The organism is Neorhizobium sp. T7_12 (assembly GCF_002968535.1).
GTDB classification, from domain to species: domain Bacteria; phylum Pseudomonadota; class Alphaproteobacteria; order Rhizobiales; family Rhizobiaceae; genus Neorhizobium; species Neorhizobium tomejilense.
In genome coordinates this window covers 174,412-194,469 of record NZ_PVBK01000008.1, presented here as the reverse complement: position 1 = coordinate 194,469, position 20,058 = coordinate 174,412, and the positions used below count along the sequence as shown (strand labels likewise).

Annotated in this window: 15 protein-coding genes; 8 read left to right on the top strand and 7 right to left on the bottom strand. The window is 59.9% G+C overall.

Features of this window, described 5'->3' with window-relative positions; translation table 11 throughout:
- Positions 1–1,836 (top strand): ABC transporter ATP-binding protein, encoded by a 1,836-nt coding sequence (locus C5J26_RS18845; protein ID WP_105403143.1) that lies wholly within the window; start codon positions 1–3, stop codon positions 1,834–1,836.
- A gap of 25 nt (positions 1,837–1,861) precedes the next feature.
- On the opposite strand, the gene C5J26_RS18840 is transcribed toward C5J26_RS18845, so the two are convergent.
- The 3 genes from C5J26_RS18840 to C5J26_RS18830 form a co-directional block, all read right to left on the bottom strand.
- Positions 1,862–3,415, bottom strand: a complete 1,554-nt coding sequence (locus tag C5J26_RS18840; RefSeq protein WP_105403142.1) for an acetolactate synthase large subunit — start codon at positions 3,413–3,415, stop codon at positions 1,862–1,864.
- Between the two features lie 97 nt (positions 3,416–3,512).
- The gene (gene gabT / locus C5J26_RS18835; RefSeq protein WP_105403141.1) at positions 3,513–4,820 is read right to left on the bottom strand and encodes a 4-aminobutyrate--2-oxoglutarate transaminase; all 1,308 of its coding nucleotides are present in this window, start codon (positions 4,818–4,820) and stop codon (positions 3,513–3,515) included.
- A gap of 72 nt (positions 4,821–4,892) precedes the next feature.
- Positions 4,893–5,477: a cupin domain-containing protein gene (locus C5J26_RS18830; protein ID WP_105403140.1), complete on the bottom strand. Its 585-nt coding sequence runs from the start codon at positions 5,475–5,477 to the stop codon at positions 4,893–4,895.
- A gap of 622 nt (positions 5,478–6,099) precedes the next feature.
- Here C5J26_RS18830 and C5J26_RS18825 point away from each other — a divergent pair.
- Positions 6,100–6,375, top strand: a complete 276-nt coding sequence (locus C5J26_RS18825; protein WP_105403139.1) for a hypothetical protein — start codon at positions 6,100–6,102, stop codon at positions 6,373–6,375.
- A gap of 237 nt (positions 6,376–6,612) precedes the next feature.
- Positions 6,613–6,879, top strand: a complete 267-nt coding sequence (locus C5J26_RS18820) for a hypothetical protein (protein WP_105403138.1) — start codon at positions 6,613–6,615, stop codon at positions 6,877–6,879.
- Positions 6,880–6,893: 14 nt separating this feature from the next.
- On the opposite strand, the gene C5J26_RS18815 is transcribed toward C5J26_RS18820, so the two are convergent.
- Entirely contained in the window at positions 6,894–7,427 is a 534-nt protein-coding gene (locus C5J26_RS18815) for a hypothetical protein (RefSeq protein WP_105403137.1), read from the bottom strand.
- A complete protein-coding gene (locus tag C5J26_RS18810) occupies positions 7,369–8,181 on the bottom strand; it encodes a response regulator transcription factor (protein ID WP_105403136.1) in 813 nt (270 codons plus the stop codon). The genes C5J26_RS18815 and C5J26_RS18810 overlap by 59 nt, the downstream gene beginning before the upstream one ends.
- Positions 8,182–8,820: 639 nt before the next feature.
- On the opposite strand from C5J26_RS18810, the gene C5J26_RS18805 reads away from it, so the two are divergent.
- From C5J26_RS18805 to C5J26_RS18790, 4 genes are all read left to right on the top strand, one after another.
- Positions 8,821–10,461 carry a hypothetical protein gene (locus C5J26_RS18805; RefSeq protein ID WP_105403135.1) on the top strand — a complete coding sequence of 547 codons (1,641 nt, stop codon included), beginning with the start codon at positions 8,821–8,823 and terminating at the stop codon, positions 10,459–10,461.
- Between the two features lie 124 nt (positions 10,462–10,585).
- Positions 10,586–12,619: a hypothetical protein gene (locus tag C5J26_RS18800; RefSeq protein WP_105403134.1), complete on the top strand. Its 2,034-nt coding sequence runs from the start codon at positions 10,586–10,588 to the stop codon at positions 12,617–12,619.
- A gap of 11 nt (positions 12,620–12,630) precedes the next feature.
- Positions 12,631–14,784 carry a type I secretion system permease/ATPase gene (locus C5J26_RS18795; protein WP_105403133.1) on the top strand — a complete coding sequence of 718 codons (2,154 nt, stop codon included), beginning with the start codon at positions 12,631–12,633 and terminating at the stop codon, positions 14,782–14,784.
- A gap of 9 nt (positions 14,785–14,793) precedes the next feature.
- Positions 14,794–16,134 (top strand): HlyD family type I secretion periplasmic adaptor subunit, encoded by a 1,341-nt coding sequence (locus C5J26_RS18790; protein WP_105403132.1) that lies wholly within the window; start codon positions 14,794–14,796, stop codon positions 16,132–16,134.
- A gap of 576 nt (positions 16,135–16,710) precedes the next feature.
- Here the strand turns inward: C5J26_RS18790 and C5J26_RS18785 are convergent.
- A complete protein-coding gene (locus C5J26_RS18785) occupies positions 16,711–16,968 on the bottom strand; it encodes a hypothetical protein (RefSeq protein ID WP_105403131.1) in 258 nt (85 codons plus the stop codon).
- 157 nt (positions 16,969–17,125) lie between these two features.
- Here C5J26_RS18785 and C5J26_RS18780 point away from each other — a divergent pair, with 157 nt between their 5' ends.
- Positions 17,126–18,211, top strand: coding sequence for an acyltransferase (locus C5J26_RS18780; RefSeq protein ID WP_105403130.1), 1,086 nt, complete (start codon positions 17,126–17,128; stop codon positions 18,209–18,211).
- A gap of 145 nt (positions 18,212–18,356) precedes the next feature.
- Here C5J26_RS18780 and C5J26_RS18775 read toward each other — a convergent pair whose 3' ends face one another.
- The gene (locus C5J26_RS18775) at positions 18,357–19,931 is read right to left on the bottom strand and encodes a hypothetical protein (RefSeq protein WP_245441201.1); all 1,575 of its coding nucleotides are present in this window, start codon (positions 19,929–19,931) and stop codon (positions 18,357–18,359) included.
- Positions 19,932–20,058: the final 127 nt, after the last annotated feature.

Sequence of the window (20,058 nt, the reverse complement as noted above, 5' to 3'; positions counted from 1 at the left end):
ATGGCCATTTCGCAAGCACAAGCCGTCCAGTCCACTCAGCCGGTCCTCTCCGTCGAGAACCTGACCACCTCGTTCAACGTGGACGGGGAGTGGAAGTCGGTCGTGCGTGACGTTTCCTTCACCGTCGCTCCCGGCGAGACCGTGGCGATCGTCGGCGAAAGCGGGTCGGGCAAAAGCGTCACCTCTCTTTCGATCATGCGGCTTTTGCAGGAAGGCACGAGCCGCATCGAGGGCAGGATCATGCTCGGCGGGCGCGATCTTCTGGCGCTTCCCGAACACGAGATGCGCAAGGTGCGCGGCAACGATGTCGCGATGATCTTCCAGGAGCCGATGACGAGCCTCAATCCGCTCTTCACCATCGGCGACCAGATTTCCGAAGCGCTGCTCTGCCATAAGGCGATGTCGGCGGCGCAAGCCAAGGCCGAAACCATCCGGTTGCTCGAAAAGGTGCGCATCCCGTCGGCCGCGTCGCGTTTCGACGAATATCCGCACCGTTTCTCAGGCGGCATGCGCCAGCGCGTGATGATCGCAATGGCCTTGGCGTCGAAGCCGAAGCTGCTGATCGCCGACGAGCCGACCACCGCGCTCGACGTCACGATCCAGGGCCAGATCCTCGATCTCATCAAGCTGCTGCAGGACGAGGAGGGGACGTCGGTCCTGTTCATCACCCATGACATGGGAGTCGTCGCCGAAGTCGCCGACCGGACGATCGTCATGTATCGCGGCGAGCAGGTGGAGACGGGCGACACGCCTGATATCTTTCATCGCGGCAAACACCCCTATACGCGGGCGCTGCTGGCCGCGGTGCCGGTGCTCGGTTCGATGCAGAAATACGAGCGGCCGCTGCGTTTTCCCGTCGTCAATACGGCAACCGGGGAATCCGATGTCCAGGTCGAGGTGGCCGATACGGTTGCCGCCAATGACCGGCCGGTTCTGGAGGTGAAGAACCTCACCAAGCGGTTCGATATCCATTCCGGCCTGTTCGGTCGTGTCAGCGGCCGCGTGCACGCGGTCGAGAACGTCTCCTTCGATCTGCATGCCGGCGAGACGCTGTCGCTTGTCGGCGAAAGCGGCTGTGGCAAGTCGACGACGGGCCGCGCCATCATGCGGCTGATCGAGCCGGATGCCGGTTCGGTCGTCGTCGAGGGCCGGGACGTGCTCGCGCTCGACAAGCGGGAGATGCGCGAGATGCGCAAATCCGTGCAGATGATCTTCCAGGACCCGTTCGCCTCGCTCAACCCGCGCATGACGATCGGCCAGGCGATCGCCGAGCCCTATCTCGAACACAAGATGGGGACGGCGAAACAGGCGAAGGAGGTCGTCGCCGAGATGCTGCGCAAGGTCGGCCTGACGCCGGACATGGTGAACCGCTATCCGCATGAATTCTCCGGCGGCCAGCGCCAGCGCATCTGCATCGCCCGGGCACTTGCGCTCGAACCGAAGGTGATCGTTGCGGACGAAAGCGTCTCGGCGCTCGACGTGTCGATCAAAGCGCAGGTCATCAACCTGATGCTCGACCTGCAGCAGAGCCTCAACCTCGCATTCCTGTTCATCAGCCATGACATGGCGGTGGTCGAGCGGGTCAGCCACCGCGTCGCGGTCATGTATCTCGGCGAGATCGTCGAGATCGGCCCGCGCGCATCCGTGTTCGGCAATCCACAGCATGAATATACGAAGAAACTGATGGCCGCCGTGCCGGTACCGGACCCTGATCGCCGCCGCGAAAAGCGGACGGTCGCCAGCGACGAGCTCAAGAGCCCGATCCGCTCCGTCGACTATATAGTCAATCCGCTCGACTATAAGACCGTTTCTCCGGGCCATCTGGTCGCGGTGTAACGGCTGCGCGCAATCTCTCCGGCAATCAATCGATGACGGCTTCGATCAGGAACGGTCCCTTGCGGCTGAGCGCGCCGTCGAACAGCTTGACGAACTCCTCGATCGTCGTCGCGCGGCCGGCTTCGACGCCGAGGCCCTTGGCGAGCGAGCACCAATCGAGTCTTGGCGCGTCGAGATCGAGCATCCGCTGGGCATTGCGGCCGTAGGCATTGACGCCGACATTGGTCATCTCGCCCTGAAGGATGCGGTAGGCGCTGTTGGCGAAGACGATGGTGACGACGTCGAGCTGTTCGCGCGCCTGGGTCCAGAGGCCCTGCACAGTGTACATGCCGCTGCCGTCGGCCTGCATCGCCACCACCTTGCGGTCCGGCGCGCCGATCGCAGCGCCCGCAGCCAGCGGAATGCCGATGCCGATGGCGCCGCCGGTGATCGGAAGGTGATCGTGGGGCGGGAGACCGGGCGCCAAGACCGGATATTGGCCGACGGAGGTCAGGCCTTCATCGATGATGACTGCGTTTTCCGGTAGCCGGCGGCCGATCGCGAAGCTGATCGCATCGGGAGTCAGCGTTCCGGTCGGCACCTGGATATCCTGCTGGATGAACCGGTTGCGGACGAAGTCCGCTCCCTGCTTGATCCCGAGTGCATCGGCGAGAGCCGCCAGCACGTCGGCGAGATCGTGTTCGTGCTCCGCCAGCTGGATGATCTCGCAGGAAGGCGGCAGGGTGGTGCTGGGTTTCCCGGGATAGGCAAAGAAGGTGACTGGGCGTGGTCCGCCGATGCAGATGGCGACCTCGAAATCCTGGAGCGCTTCGAGGGCAAGGTCGATCTTGTAAGGCACCGGCCGGACGAGCGGGCGCCCGACGCCGCGGGCGCTGCGGCCCGAGGACGTTGAGAAAAGCACAGCGCCGGTGGCGGCTGCGATGCGACCGGCGATTTCGGCAGGCTTTTCCCGCATGGCGCGGCCGGCCAGCATGATCACGACACGCTTGCCGCTGCGCAACGCGGCGACGGAGGCTTTCAGGGCTTCGGGGTCGATCGCCGGCGAGGCAGGGATCGCGGCCGGCTTAAGGGTTTCCGGCGAGACCTCGCCCCAGGCAGCGTCCGCAGGCAGGATCATGGTCGAGACGCCGCGATTGGCGAGGGCGGCGGCATAACCCTCTTCGGTACAACGGCGGATATCGGTGGCGCACGCGGCGCGTCCGACCCAATGGGACATCGGTCGGGCCAGGCTTTCGATATCGCTGGTCAGCGGTGCATCATATTGAAGGTGATAGGAGGCATGGTCGCCGACGACGTTCAGCATCGGCGTGCGGGCGCGGCGGGCATTGTGGAGGTTGGCGAGGCCGTTGGCGAGGCCGGGGCCGAGGTGGAGAAGAGTGGCGGCCGGCTTGTCCGCCATGCGGGCATAACCGTCGGCAGCGCCCGTCACGACGCCTTCCGACAGGCCGAGGATGCAACGCATGGCCGGCTTGCGATCGAGAGCGGCGACGAAATGCATCTCCGATGTGCCGGGATTGGCAAAGCAGACATCGACGCCATTCACCAGAAGGACGTCACACAGCATATCGGCGCCGTTCATGCGTTTTTCCTTATCTTTGCAGCATGTCCAAAGGCTGCCGCGACCAAGAGAAACCGCGGGCCTGATCGGTCCCGCGGTCAGCGGCGACGTATGAGGCTCAAGCGGCTGCCGAAGCGGTTGCGTCGGAGAACGCTGCCTCGATCGACGCTTCGAGAATGGCGAGCCCTTCCTCTAAAACTTCCCATTCGATGGTGAGCGGCGGCAGCAAACGGATCACATTGAGGCGTGTTCCGCAAGACAGGAGGATGAGGCCGCGGGCCTCCGCTTCCGCAATGATGCGGCTGGTGAGGGCAGGCGACGCCGCCTTCGACTGACGATCTTCGACCAGTTCGAAGGCTACCATGGCGCCGAGGCCGCGCACGTCGCCAATATGCTCCATGCCCTGGCGGGAGGCGATCGCCGTCAGCCGCTCGGTGATCCGGCGGCCGACTTCGGCGGCGCGTTCGCAGAGCTTCTCATCTTCGATGACGTCGAGCACGGCGTTGGCGGCAGCGACACTCAGCGGATTGCCGGCATAGGTACCGCCCAGCCCACCTGGATGGGCCGCATTCATGATCTCGGCTTTGCCGGTGACGGCTGAAAGCGGGAAGCCGCCGGCGAGGCCCTTTGCCATAGTGATCATATCCGGCTTCACGCCGGCATGTTCGAAACCGAACATCCTGCCGGTGCGCGCCATGCCAGCCTGGATTTCGTCGGCAATCAGCACGATGCCGTACTTATCCGCGACTGCGCGGAGGTGAACGAGAAATTCTTTCGGTGCGACGTTGAAGCCGCCTTCGCCCTGGACCGGTTCGATGATGAAGGCTGCAATCCGTTCCGGATCGACGTCGGCTGCAAACAACCGATCGAGCCCGGCGATCGCCTCCTCGATCGAGAAACCGAGATAGGGGTTAGGGAAGGGCGCATGGTAGATGTCGGCCGGGAAGGGACCGAAATTCTTCTTGTAGGGCATGACCTTGCCGGTCAGCGCCATGCCGAGCAGGGTGCGGCCGTGGAAGGCGCCCGAAAAGGCGATGACGCCGGCGCGACCGGTATGGGCGCGGGCAATCTTCACGGCATTTTCGACGGCTTCTGCACCCGTCGTCACCAGCATGGTGCGATTTTCCGCCCCGGTCGGCGCCATCGCGTTCAGCCGCTCGGCGAGCCTGACATAACTTTCGTAGGGCGCGACGTGGAAGCAGGTATGGGTGAAATGTTCGGCCTGTTCGGCGACGGCGCGCATGACGGACGGATGCCGATGGCCGGTATTATTGACCGCGATGCCGGCGGCGAAATCGATGAAGCGCTTGCCGTCGACGTCCCAGAGTTGTGCATTCAGGGCTTTGTGGGCGAAGATGCCCCGGGTTCCGACGCCGCCCGCCACGGCTGCTTTCTGGCGGGACTGCAGATCTGCTGAAACGGTCATGACGATATCCCCTGAGGTCGATGGCTCAGCTATAGTCTTGCTCATTATTTTGAGCAATAGGCATTCAACAAATCAAAGATAGGGCGGCGAGCAGGCCGAGATGACGATCGTCTGCCGGTCGGAAAGATTGCGGAACCGATGAGGAGTGCGGCTGTCAAAGAGGTAAGCCTCGCCGGCTTTGAGGACGCGGACGTCGTCGCCGACCGTGACTTCCAGCTCGCCCTCGACCACATAGCCGCCTTCCGACGACGCGTGCTGCAGCCGTGTTTCGCCGGTGTCCGCATGGGGACCGTAGATCTCGTGGAGGATCTGCAGGTTATGCGCCCGCGCATCGCCGATCTGGCGGAAGATCAGCGTGCCGTCACCGCCTGCAATTGGCGATGCGGCAACCTTCGAAGTCAGGTCGACCAGTTCATGTGCCGAGAAGAACGGGCCTTTCGGCGGGCTGCGCTCCGGCTCGAAAAAATCGCCCATGCCGACGCCGAGACCGTTCAGGATCTTGCGGAGCGTCGAAACGGAGGGGCTGACCTTGTTGGTTTCCACATTGGATATTTGCGCATGCGGCACTCCGGCCCTTTCGGCGAGCTGGCGCTGCGAAAGGCCGGCGGCCGCGCGCATGGCGTTGAGGCGTGCACCGATGTCGAATTTTTCATCCATCTCAAACGTCCCGGCTGTTCGGGTCGGTTATGCCGTGGATCGGGACCGTGATCAACTGGATGATATTTTGAGCGCGCTCATCCTGGACTTAGGCGCCATAGGCGAAGGGTCGCGAATCTCGATAGAGCGCCGTTCCGCCTGAAAGCGGTCTATTTCCTCCACCAGTCCAGTACGCCGATAGGCTTATGGATATAGCCCATTTGGCGCAACTGTCCGCGACTCACGCGCGTGTTATCCTCCGATCCTGCGGATCAGAGAGGATTTCGCTCATGTTCAGGTGCAGAGACTGCAAGGACACGGGCTGGGTTTGTGAAGCTCATCCGGCCAAACCTTATACCGGTACCCGATGCTGCGGTTGCGGCGCGGTCGAAATGCCATGTCCACGCTGCCTCACGTTCCACGACCTGGACAAATATCCGGAGGTGGTGGTCTTGCCGGCGCTGCCTGGCGTCGAGGTCAGCTCGCTCCAAGGTTTCGCAGAGCGCTCCGATGCGGTGCAAGCCCGCACCTGAAGGCGGTGTTTCCTTGGGAAAACCTGCCCCCTACAAAAAGATCCTTCTGAATTTTCCGAAAGGAACTTTGCCCATCAATATTTGTTTCCTCCCGCCTGGAGGTGCGATGCATGGCAGTGTTTCTTGTCATATTGGAATTCGAGAAGGTTGAATCATACAATCGGGCGCGCAAAAGGATTCAGCCGCTTGTAACCTGCAAGTTATCCGGATCGGCGTGGTTGGTAGAGTTCAACGGAGATGCTTTGGAGCTGCAGCGATATCTTCAGGAATCTATCCTCCAGAATGACAGCTTGTTCATTTCGGCGCTGAACCATGATTGGGCGAGCGTCAATATGCATGCGGCAAGGCGATGGCTTACGGAAAGGCACGCGATTGAACCTAAGTGATCACCCGCAAAGCCGGTGGGCTGCGAAGGTTTAAAGCCCTATTTCCACGGTAGGCTACCAATTCCCGATTGACCGGGACGATGAGTAATTTATATATCTGCTAATGTTCTGATTGAGCCTAATCGCAGATCGGGAGATGTGGGAGTAGACGCTGGGAGGTTGTCGGCGCCGCTTCTGCCAGGGGTTGGATTCGCAGTTTCAAGTGGCCGCCACGCTATCCCCGGGAGGTTGGGTTCCATGGTGAGATATTTCCTGAATGTCGATCTGAAAGACGGTTTTATTCCAGATACCGAAGGCCTCGACTTCCTCGATATCGAGAGAGCCACGGCCGAAGTGATTTCCGGAATGAGAGACATTGTCGTCGAGCATATTCAGCAGGGTGAGGCCCTGGCTTTGCAGGCGATTTCCATCACCGATGATGCCGGCCATCTCATATCGATCGTCACGCTGGCCGACGCGCTCAAAGGCTTCCTGCCCGGCATAGCGGTATCGGGCCTCGGGTAACGCCTTGCTGAGGTTTAGGTGGGGAAGCCGTAACGTTCGGTGATGTCCCAGAACATCCTGTTGATCGCGACAAGCGAATTGATGCTTTCACGGATACGGCCGATCTCGCGTGCGTCGAGTTCCTCGATCTTTCCGTATTTGATCTCGTCCCTGCTTTCGAAGATCCGCATCGATTGCGTGATGTTGCGGCCGCTGTCGGGATCGAATGAATAAATGCAGTGATTGTATTTGTTGCGAAGCTTTGCTTCGTCTGAAAGACGGCGAGTGGTCTCCAGGATTTCCTTGCGGCAGGCCGGCGCGGTCTTGCGCATCTTGGTCAGCCGTTCCACGAGATCGACCCGGGCTCGGGTCGTATTCAAGGTCAGGAAGATGACGATCGCCGTTTCCTTGTCCACCTTGGCAAGGCCTGCGATCATGTGGATCAGCAGGCTTTCCGTATTGGTCCAGGTATAGTTCAGCTGCCCGATCAGGAGCAGGATGTCCTGGAGCCTAGTACTTGTCGCCTGAGAGGGAGCGGCCGTCCTGACCGCGGTTCGTGTCGCCTGCATTGTCGGTCGTATCCTTGCGTCTATATTCGAAATAGAGAGCGACGACTTCCGTTCTGTTATGCACGCCGAGTTTGGTGATGATGTTGTGGATATGTATCTTCACGGTATGTTCGGATAGACCGAGCGCGGCCGCGATGATCTTGTTCTGATTGCCCATGGCCATCCTGACAAGAATTTCGTTCTCGCGTTTTGTCAGCTTTTCGATCGCCGGCTTGCCGGCTTGATACAAGGCTGGCTTGAGATCCGCCGGCTCTTCCCCTTCGAGAGGTGCGCTTCTCTGGGTCCGGTAACCCGTAGAAGGGAAATATGTACCGCCCTTCAATATGATCCGCAGGCCTGACAGGAAGACGTCGAGATTGACGTTGAACGGCAGGATACCCTGGACGATGTCAAGTTCTTTCGCCCTTCGATGATCGGAGGCTATCTCGCCATCATCGGTCCCCATCAGCGCAAGGGTTGCGGCAGGATGGTGTCTGGCGAGCTCCGGCCAGTATTCGGCGAGAGCGGAGGCCAGGCGGACATCCGCCAGCACGAGCTGGACCGGATTGTCGAATTCCACCGATGCCAGTTTCAGGTCGGGGACCGTCTTGACGGAGAGCCATGGAAACTCGCTTTCGATGGCCGCCGTCATTGCGGTGGAGATTGTCCCAGGTGAGCAGATGAAGAGGAGTGTCCGGATCGCATTCATTCTCTTCAAGGCGTTTGTCGCCAGATCCAAGCCGACATGTTGCGAAAGACCATGCGGAATTTGCATGGAGATATCCCCCTCCCGTCGTTGATCGAAAGTACACGCAAAGTGGTGCTCCGAAGATCTTATTAGGGAACGGTAAACCAAGAGCCGAATGCTGGGAATAGACCGAAGGATTTATGGAATAGATCGAATCGGCCACGGAATGAGGCCTTCAAGGTCGTTTCCAGGCGAACGGACCATGATCAGGCAGCGTTTCCTCCCCGTTGCGAATGAGTTGCTGCATACATAAGGGTAGTTTTTCGGCGATATGGTATACGTCTTCTTGGTTAGATCATATAGCCCATGTAACTATGCTCACATAGTATTCATCAGGTTGCGCTAGATCGAAATATCACCTTATTTCTTCTGCTCATTCAGGACACAGTGCTCCCATCCCGAAGCACTGGAAGAACGAGCGCTGAAGAATGCTCGTCGGTGCAAAATGTAGTGAGTATGCGAACCACGCACCGCTCATTCCAAGTCTCTCGGGAAACGTAGGGGAGAGGAAAAAAATCAGACATCACGAGAGAAAGACCGGCGAACGGTCGCGTTGACGCGCGCCTTGTCGCCAGAGGTAAATGACTCATTTCAACCGCGACGAGCAAAGACCCCCAAAAAGATGAATGGCGGTCACGCTGTCGCAGTCATCAAGAGGACTGTGTGATGGTAGACAAACGCAGCGTGTTCGACACATTGGTCGACGATCCTGATAGCCAGGAGCAGCAGCAGCAACAGCAGGAACAGCAGCAGCAGCAGCAACAACAGGCCAGCGACCAAACCCAGAGCCAGTCGAGCGATTCGACGAACCTCAACGGCAACGGGAACGGTAATGGCAACCTGAACCTCAACGGTAACGGCAGCCTGAACCTCAACGGCAACTTCAACGCAAACGTCAACGAGACCACTGTCACGGTCGATGTCGGTGTCAACCTTGAAGAATACCTGCCGTCGGACGACGACTTTGCAGACATCGATATGGCGGACAGTTCCATCGACGGAATGTTCAACATCCGCATCGATGATGTGCTCAATGACTCGCTTAACGGCGAAGGCAATGATGTCGGCAATGTCTTCAGCCAGGTCGCCAACCTCCAGGACAACGACAAGCTCGAAAGCGCCAGCGTCAGCAATAGCGGCTCGTTCGAAATGAATCCTACCGCCGAGGGTGGTTTCGCGATCGCCTCCGAAGGGATCAATGCCGGCGGCGGCGGCGGTGACGGCGGAAGCAACGCCGATGCCGACGGTGGTGACGGCGGCAACGGCGGTACGGCGCTCGGCGGGTTCGCACTTGGCGGCGACGGCCTCGGTGGTCTGGCCGCAAGCGCTGCAATTGGCGGTGACGGCGACGGCGGCGATGCCGACGGCGGCGACGGCGACAGCGACGCCGACAGCGGCGATGCCGACGGCGGCAACGGGACTGGCGGCGATGGCGGGCGTGGCGGCGACGGCCTCGGTCTGGGTCTTGGCCTGGGTCTCGGCCTTGGCGCAGGGCTTGCATTTGCCGGTGACGGCGATAGCGGCGGCAGCAACACTTCCGGCGACGGTGGCGACGCCGGCGACTCGGACGGCGGCGACGCCGACGAAGGCGGTGACGGCGGCGATTCCGAAGGCGGCGATGCGGGAGCTCTCGTCGGCGGAAGCCTCGGCTTCATCAACCCGATCTTCGTTGAAAACGACGGCGGCGACGGCGAAGACGCTGGCAACGGCGGGGATAGCGAAGGCGGCGACGCCGGCAACTCCGAAGGTGGCAGCGGCGGCGAAGCCTCGGATGCCGGTAATGGCGGCGATGGCGGCGGTGCCCTTGGTGCCGGTCTCGGTGCCGGCTTCGGTGCCGGTCTTGGTGCCGGTTTGGGCGGTGACGGCGCAGCTGGCGGTAGCGGTACCGGTGGCGCAGCGGTAACCGGTACGGCAACCAGCGGTGATGCTACCGGTGGTGACGCTACATCCGGCTATGGCGAAGGCGGCGGGGCACTCAGTGGCGCATGGGCCGATGGTACCGGCGGCGGAGCCGTCGGCGGATGGGCATTCGGCGGAGCCGGCGCAGCCGGCGGCGCAGGTGGCTGGGCCACCACCGGTGACGGCGCAGCCGGCGGCGATGGCGGTACCTGGGGCTCGAGCAACGGTGACGATGGTTTCGTGACCGGGACGAGTTCAGCTTCGTCCGATGCCGTCATCGAAACTCACGCCTTCAACCAGGAAATCGTGATGGGTGCGAACCTGCAGCAAAACGCGATCGATATGACGATCGTCGGCGGGAACCTTTCCAGCACGGTGGCCGGCGACGACACCGAAGATGGCGTCTAAGCGACACAGCTCCCTGCTTTAGGCAGGGACTTCACATCGTGGACTGCGCAGACCATCCTGCGCAGTCCCTCATTCCGAACGACCTGTGATGTGATGCAGGCATGCCAATACAAAGGCAGCGGTCATGACGACGATGGACACAATCACCGAGGAAATCGCTCATTTCATCGGCCTCTTCCACACGAACGTCGAGGATGCGCGCCTGCGGGATAGTTACCAGGACTTCTCGCTCGATACGCCCGAACAATTCATCCCGACATCAGCGGTGATCCGCTCCAATTTCGAGGCGCCTTACGATCTGCTCGGGTTCGATCCGGGTGTGGTCTACAGGGCGCCTGCCAGTTTCACACCGATCTGGCATCCCCATTTCGTGGGCCGATTCGATCATCCGCCGATTCCCACGATGGAAATCAAGACGTATCACGGCCGGCACGAGATGCCGCAGTACGAGTACCCGTTCTACGCAAGCGGCAAGTCCTTCACTTGGGAGATACAGCCTCCAGGCTCGGTTGCGAACTTCATCGTTCAGGTCGCCTCGCTTTCCGACAACGACAGCTTCGGCGTCGGTGGACATGGCCTGACGTTCAATCCCACGCCGGTTGACAACGGCGAGCTGCTGCAGACGGCCAAGGATGTCCTTGCGGACGCACCTATCGGCGATCTCGAAATGCCCAAGTCCTCGGACGACCTTATCCAGATCATCGAGACCGTCGCGAGCCAGCTGGAGGCCCTTGCGGCCGAAGCCGACGGACCCACGGAGGCTTTCTTCCATCAATCCACCACGATCGAAGGCATTTACGTCAACGGCGTGCTGGTCGACGAGGCACCGAAGCTGGAGGACCATCATTCCTTCAGTGAGGATGAAGATGAAGCAGATGATGCCGCCGACGCTGGTGATGAAGCCGATGCGGAGGACGATGCTCCGCCATCCAACGTTCACGTCTATGCGGATGGCTCGGTCGAGGTGGAAGTCTCGGTCGAGTTGGTCGGCGGCAACAATACCGTCGTCAATGATGCTGTTCTCAAGAATATCTGGACCGGCGCGACGGTAACCGCGGTCGTTGGCGATCACTTCGAGATCAACGCAGTCATCCAGGTGAACGTCATCCAGAATACCGACGCGATCACCTCGGCCATCAGTGGCTGGACGAACGATGGCGCGCCGGATGAAATATTTAATATTGCGACATTCCAGAGGGTCGATCCGCTGGAGGGCGGCAACGCTCCGGCAAATGCCGGCGGCGGTTATCCCGCAAGCTGGGCAGTCACAGAGATCCATGGCAATCTGCTGATCGCCAACTGGCTGGAACAGTATATTTTCATGTCCGACAACGACATCGGCATCCTGTCGTCTTCCGGCGCCACGACCAAGGTCATCGCTGGCGACAATACCAGCGTCAACCAGATCTCGATCTACGAGCTCAGCCAGGCCTATGATCTGATCCTGATTGGCGGCAATCTGTACGATGCCAATATCATCCATCAGACGAACATATTGTTCGACAACGATGTCGTCGGAGCGGTTACGGGTTTCGGAACGACCGGCGAGGGCACGATATCCAGTGGCGGAAATCTGCTCTGGAACCAGGCTCATATCTACAATATCGGCGGCGCCGACCGCTTTAGCACTCTTCCTTCGGCCTATCTGGATGCGGCCAACGATTTTGCCGCCGGCGGAAGAGATATTTCCCAAGGCATTCTGACCGATCCGGCGTTTGCGGGAACAGGCGGACTGCGCGTTCTTTATATCAGCGGTGACTTGCTGAATATCCAGTATATCAGCCAGACCAACATCGTCGGCGACAGCGACCAGATCGCCTTGGCGCTGAATGCCCTCAATCCTCACGCGGACGCAACGTGGTCGATCTCGACCGGGGGAAACGCGCTCATCAACAACGCGGCGATCGCCGACCTGGATTCTCTCGGCACTACCTATGTGGGCGGCGAGCAATACTCCCAGGAAACACTTTTTCAATCGGGATTGATTTCGAGCAGTCCGGAATGGGCCGCGCACGATCCCGACGCGCTGGTCAACGAAGCGGTGGCTTTTCTCGACGATTCCATGCTGGAAGCCGATCCGACCGAGCTCGGCTTCGGCGTGCCTGTAGATCCCGACGGCCAGTATCAGGATGACGGACTACAGCATGTGCTCGGATAATGGGGGGAAACATGTCGGATGTCCAAAAAAGGGCCGATCTTGAACAGGCCCACGATCACGATGAAGGTCAGCAACTTGCCGGTGAGGATATCTATGAAAAATTGGAGCGCGCTGTGGACGAATGCCTGAAATTGTCACCCGGTGGCGCAGCCCCCTCAGCAACGATATCCAGACTGGAACCCAGAAACGCATCGCAGAACCCATCCCGGCCGAATGAAAATTTCTCCGGAGCCGATATTCTGCCCATGCCTGCCAATGACAGGATCATCGAACCGGAAATCGAGCCGAAGCCCACGGTGCGCGAAGCGACGGAGGCAAAGGCGCCGGAAGGCATGATCACGATCGATGCCGATACCGGACCCTTGCGGACCGAAACGAAGACCTTCGGAAAATCGCCGTCGACCGGCGGCGGCCGCGGCGGCGACGGAACGTTTCACAAGCGTCTCGCCCCCGTCGATTTCTCGGCCAGCCTGAGGGCAGGCGTCAACGCCGTGCGGCGGAACCTGGCGGTCGTGATGCTGTTCACCGTCGCCAGCAATGTCCTGGTGCTGGCGATCCCGATCTACCTGTTCCAGATATCGGACCGGGTGCTGACCAGCCGCTCTCTCGACACCCTGATGATGTTGACGATCGTGATCGTCGGTGCCGTCATCCTGCAGGCTGCCTTCGATGCGCTTCGGCGGTTCATCCTGATGCGGACCGCGGTGGAAATCGCGGCACAGCTCGGGGCACCGATCCTGAGCGCGGCGGCCCGCGCCTCGCTTCAAAGCAATGGACGCGAATATCAGGTGCTCGGCGACCTTCAGCAGGTTCGTTCGTTCCTGGTCTCCAGGACCTTGCTCTCATTCCTCGACGCGCCGATCGCCCCTCTGTTCGTGGTGGCGGTCTTCCTCATCCATCCGCATCTCGGCCTGATCGTAGTCCTGACGGCGCTCATGCTGCTTGTTTTCACCCAGATAAACCAGCGCATGACGGCCGAGCCGTTTGCCGAAGCCAATACGGCGCAGATAAAGGCCAATCTTCATCTGGAATCGATGTCGCGTAATTCGCAGATCATCAATGCGCTCGCCATGATCCCCGAGACGGTACAGATCTGGGGCAAGGATACCGCCACCTCGCTGAAGTCGCAGGTCATTGCCCAGGACCGGAACATCACCATTGCGGCCATATCGAAGGCCTGTCGTCTTCTGACGCAGATCGCGATGCTCGGCTGGGGCGCCTACCTGTCGATCGAAGGGCAGATCACCGGAGGCATGGTGATTGCGGCCTCCATCATTGCGGGTCGCGCGCTGGCGCCGATCGAAGGGGCCATCGAAGGATGGAGCCAATATAGCCAGTCCCGTGCGGCCTACGGTCGAATAACGGCGCTGCTGAAATCCTCGCCCTTGAATTTCGACCGCCTGAACCTGCCGAAGCCCGAGGGGCGCCTGGACGTCGAACGCCTCCTCTATGTGCCGCAGGGAACCAAGCGCGTCGTGCTCAACGGCGTTTCGTTTGCCCTGCAGCCAGGAGATTCGCTGGCGATCATCGGCAATTCCGGCGCCGGCAAGACCACTCTTGGGAAAATGCTCGTCGGATCGATCCTGCCGACATCGGGCAGCGTCCGCCTGGATCTGATGGACCTCAGGAACTGGGACCAGCGGCAGTTCGGCGAAAACATAGGCTACCTGCCGCAGGACGTGCAGCTCTTTCCGGGCACGATCAAGGCCAATATCGCCCGCATGCGGCAGGACGCGGACGACGAGCAGATTTACCGCGCCGCGATGCTGGCCGATGTTCACGAGATGATCGCCAGCCTGCCCCACGGATACGAAACCGTGGTTGCGGCGGATGGCTCTCCCCTTTCGGGCGGCCAGAAGCAGCGCATCGCGCTCGCCCGGGCGTTCTTCGGCGATCCGAGGATGGTGGTGCTGGACGAGCCGAATTCCAATCTCGACAATGCGGGTGATGCGGCGCTGCTCCATGCACTTCAGCATGCCAAGGAACACAAGATAACCGTCGCGACGATCACGCAACGTCCGGCTCTCCTCAGCAACGTCGACAAGGTTCTTCTGCTGGTCAACGGCACCGTTGCGCTGTTCGGGATGCGGGCGGATGTGCTGAAGGCCATCGAGGCCCGCGGCATCGATATCAATACCGGTTCATTCGGCCATCTGTTGCAATAGGGGTTGGGCATGTCTGCTGTTGCCAAGGTACACGATCTCGAATGGTACTCGGAGGTTCCCCGGTCGGTCTGGAAACAGACGGTGACCGGTCTGGCGCTGACGGCCATAGCGTTTGGCGGTTTCGGCACCTGGGCTGCGACGGCTCCGCTTGCGGCGGCCGTCATTGCCCAGGGCAGTTTCGTCGCAACCGGTCGCAACAAGATCGTGCAGCATTTCGAGGGCGGCATCATCAGGGAGCTGCTGGTCAGCGAGGGTGATCAGGTTGTCGAGAACCAGCCGGTGGTCAGGCTCGACGAGACCGCATCGCAGGCCAAGAAACGGGAATTCTTCCTCAGACGCGTCAGGCTGGAGGCGACGGCCGCGCGGCTTACCGCTCAATCCGAGGGCGCCGACTCCATGGCGATTTCGCCATACCTGAACGATTTCAGGGATGACCCGGATGTTTCCGCGATCATCCTCACCCAACAGCTCAACTTCAAGGCCCAGCGCATGAAGCTGGCGACCGAGCTTTCCCTGCTGAAGCAGAATATGAAGGCGCTGGAGTTCCGCAGCGAAGGCTATGTCCGGCACCGCGAGGCCATGTCTCGCCAGCTTGCGATGCTCAAGGAGGAATACGATATCAAGCGGGTCCTGTTGACCAAGGGATTGCTGCGGGCAACCGAGGTCAGAGCGCTTCAGCGGGCGATCGCCGATGCCGAAGGGCAGATCGGCCGGCTGGAGGCGGAGGTATCGGAAACCGGGGCCCAGCTCCTGAAGGGGCAGCAGGAGATCATGCGCGCCGAGGAGACATATCGGGAGGAAGCGCTCGACCGCCTGCAATCGATCCAGGGCGAGCGTGATACTTCGCGTGAACAATCCCGCGAAGCCGACGACGTTCTGCGCCGCGCGACGATCCTTGCTCCGGTGTCCGGCACTGTCGTGCGGACATACTACCATACGACCGGCGGCGTTATCGAAAGCGGCAAGGGGATCATGGAGATCCTGCCTGCCGGCGTGCCGCTGATCATCGAGGCAAAGGTGCCTCGCAACGAGATCGACAGCGTCAAAGTCGGCCAGAAAGCCACGGTCCGTCTCATAGCGTTGAACCAGCGCACGACCCCGGTCCTGGAGGGCGAGGTGTTCTATGTCTCGGCGGACGCAATGGAGGATAGCAAGGCGGGGCTCGCAAACCACGACGTCTACGTCGCGCGCATCAATATCTCGTCCGACGAGATCGCCCGGATCAAGGGGTTTACTCCGCAACCCGGCATGCCGGCGGAAATCATGATCCAGACTGCGGTCAGAACGTTCTTCAGTTATCTGGTCAAGCCGATTGTCGACAGCATGTCGAGGGCGTTCACGGAGCGCTGATAAGCCCCATCTGCTCGGGCCTACGCCAGGGGGCTACCTCTTAAGGCGTAGGCTCGCTGCAGTCTTCAACGCGTCCCCGCAGCCATTCGCCTTTACAGGCTTCCAGCCAGCGGTCCGGAAATGGGCGGCGGGCTGGCTTTCCTCGCTTGTTCCCTAAAAGAAACCCTCGCCGATGAAACAGCGAGGGCGTCCGCAAGACGGGAAATACTCGAGGCTGACAGGACGCCTCGGGCAACATAACACCACGAGCGTTGACAAATGTCAGGTTCACCAAAAGGAGAAGGCCCGACCGTTTTTCCCGTTCGAGCCTTCAGCAGTCTGTTTGGCAGAAGTATTATTCCTTTATCTGCAAGAGACATCAACTCAATCAAAAGGATTAGGTTCTCTCATTCGTTGTGGATAGGATGAAATTTAATAATCACAGGTTGTTTTCTGTTTTTACACGCGCGGCTTCGGGCGAAGTACACGAAACTCGACGGCAATTCGTTCGGCATTTGGTTGGCTAAATTAGGCGTTCGAAAATTACACTTGAGGTGTGGCCTGATTGCAATATCGCCGATCTATGATTGTGCTATTTTATAGTGCGGACTTGAGCAGAACGCCTCGGGTTTCGGCGTAGTAGACTGGCCGGTTGCCCTCTAGGCAGCCGGTCAGTTGTTTGATCGATACTTTCATCGCGATGCCTTCGGTGCTGCGCCATGAAAGCGTGATATTCCGGCCCCCGTGAATCACACGGCCGACCGCGTCGACGAAGATCTGACGATCATGTCTGTTGATCTTCTTTCCACCATCGTAGTCTCGGACACCACCGCTCCCGCTGGCTCTGTGAGCCATATTGTCCTCGGCCGGACAGATGCTTAGCCTTATGGCCGAATTGACGCGGCCGCAGCCGCCAAGAGGCGCTGTCCTAGCCACCTAATTGGGAGTGGGTGCTTATCTACCAGCCCCCGGAAGTTGCTGTTAGGTTCTGTCCGCAGCAAGAGGGCGCGAGATGGACAGGCGGGGCGTGCGTTTTACGGTGGTCGACGCATTGCGCGGCGTGGCAGCGATGGGAGTTGTCCTTTATCATGCCGCTTCGGCCGGCCACGTAAAACGCCTCCTGGAAATTCTCCCTGTCTGGGTTGAGACGGCGTTGTTGAACGCCGGGCTGGGCGTTGCGGTCTTCTTCGTACTCAGCGGTTTCGTCATCGCCCATTCACTCTACGATAAACCGATGTCCCTTCCGGAATTCGGGCGTTTCACCCTGAGGCGATCGCTTCGACTGGATCCGGCCTACTGGGCTTCCATCGCGGTGACCATCGCCTTTGCTGCGCTGTCGTCATATCTGGTCTCCGGAAAGCAGATGCCCGACTTCACCGCTGCCCAGATCGTTTCTCACCTCTTCTACCTACAGGACCTGCTGGAGTTTCCCGCAATCAGTGCTGTGTACTGGACGCTCTGTCTCGAAATCCAGTTCTACCTCGTCTACGCGCTGCTGATGAGCATTCGCGGTTCCAGGACGCTTTTGGTCGTCGCGGCGTGCGTCGTCAGCCTTTTCTGGCCGCTTGGCTTCGGCCCGGACGTGTGGCCGGGGCTATTCCTGCCGCTTTGGTATGGCTTTCTTCTCGGCGTGATGGCCTATTGGGCATGGCGGGCGCCGAAACTGGTGCCATTTTTCGGAGCCTATGCAGGGATAATCTTTCTAGCCGGCGTTTCCTCGGGAAATGCCTTCGGGGTGGTCTGCTCGGCTGCCGCGTTCGTTCTTTTCGGCTCGGCTGTGTCCGGGCGGATCAGTTCCGGGCTGAACTGGCGATGGCTGCAGTTCCTGGGGCTGATCTCCTACTCGCTCTACCTGACCCATAATCTGGTTATCGGCGCGGTGTTTCGGGTAGCCACGATGGTCGGAGCCGGCTCGCCGCTGGAGGTCCTCATTTGGTGGGCCGTGTCGCTGCTCTGCTGCGTTGCCTTTGCCGCTACTTTCTGGCTGCTGATAGAGCGGCCCAGCATGGAGTTGTCGAAGCGGCTCGGCCAGCGCAAGGGCCCAGACTTGCCTCCGCAGAACATCGCTCCTATCGCCGTTCGGCAGCTGCCGCAATGATGTCCGCCTTGCTTCCACGTCGGAAGCGACCTGGCCGGCTCGGCGATGATGAAGGGCTGGCGAAGGACGTCGAGAAATCCGTTGCCTCAGCGGAGGCGTGGATCCCTCATACATGCCGCATGACGAAACGGCCGGCGGGAGATTGCTATCGCGCAATCCTTACGGAGCCCGATTCTGATTGGAGCTCCCTCCGCATGAGGATTTTCTCTATTGCCAGCCACTTGGGATTGCTGTCGCTCTCATTTTCCAACAGCCCCCAGCTGCCCCATTTGCTCGCATCCGTCATCGAAGAATATAGGGCATAGGCATCTCCACCGGATCGCTGCCAGATATTCAGATGGAGGAGGTAGAGTTCACCCATCCGTCTGTCACGATTTGCCGCTATGAAGAGGTTCGTCAGCCTCTCGTTGTTTTCCGCACCACTATGTCCGACAAGATGTTGTCCGCCTTCATAGGCGTAAAGCTTGACGCCATATTTCCTGGCAACGGAAGCCTGGGTCTCGATCATCTTCCGATTGTCGTTCAATACATCCCGTTCAAGCTCCGTGAACAACTGGGCCAAAGGCCATCTGGAAATCTGTTCGGTTCGCTCAGGCGACCCGAGACTGCCGCCGAAATAGGGCGCGATGGCAAGGACGTCCGCATGCGCCTGCACGCCCTTCCACGATAGTATCGTTTCACTGGTCCAATCATTTACGGATTGAGCGGAATAAATCCCGACAATCCTTTGCGCCTGTCCGCGAAACACGTCTTTCCAGATGGCAAGAATTTCCGTTGTCCGCTGGGCGTAATAGCGCAGTTGGGCTTCGAACTCGTTGCTCGACAGCCCCAGCGCGAGCCCCTTTTCCTTCGCATACTCGGCCTGGCCGAAGCCGGAATTCCAGACCTCGTTGGAATACTCCACATTCACCACCAGGTTTCCGTCCAAGCCGTCTTTCACCTGCTGTGCGAACCGGCGGATATAATCGTCATCGGCTTGGTGAGGCATATTGAACCAAGGGTCGATCTGTAGCTCGTTACTCAGCTCGATCATGTGCTCGAGCGGCGTTCCGGCATCGGATTTACCGAAGTGGCCGACGCGCGGCCGATCATCCCAGCTGCGGACCGTCGAGTTATTGGTAGCCATCCAGTCCATGAAGCGTAGCGTAGACATGCGCTTCAACCGCTTGAGGAAGGGCTCGCGAAACCGTTGTGTCGGCCTTTTGCCTCGTTCGTAGACACGGATGTTGCGAACCGGATCGGAAGGATCGGTTTCCATCATGATTGTGGTGAAGGCCGCGTCCTTGCGAAGATTACGCACATCATCGCGTCCGGGCAAACGCAACTCCAGTTCGGCGCCGTCCCGATATCCGAGTTTTCCCTTGCCATCATAATAAACCGAGAGATTTACAGGTAGATTTCTCCGTTCACGCGAGAAAATCAGGAAAGTCTCCAGCGTAGAGTTCGCCGGGACGTTCAACGGGTAACCATCCGGTGTCATCGGCGGCAACGGCGTGTCCCATGTGAAGGGCGCGCCTTTGATCTGCACACGCCAGCGCGAGGCGTTGTAGGCCAGGTCGGAGAAAACCTGCTCGGTCGCCCAATAATTCATCGGGCTTAGATTCACGCCCAAACGGCTTGGATAATCCTCTCTGGCTGAGGCTTGCCCAAACGAAAAGCCGTTGAAAGGTTCGCTGGCTGCAAGACCTGCCAGCATTTGAAGAAGCGTTCGGCGGTTCACGGCAGATGTCCTCCGTATTCGCTCGGATATCTATTGCAGTGCTTGTCGCGGAACGTAGCCGTCCACTGCCAATGACGAGATAATACAAGGCGCCCGCGAGCAAGGTGCGCATTAGTCGTATGCCGCC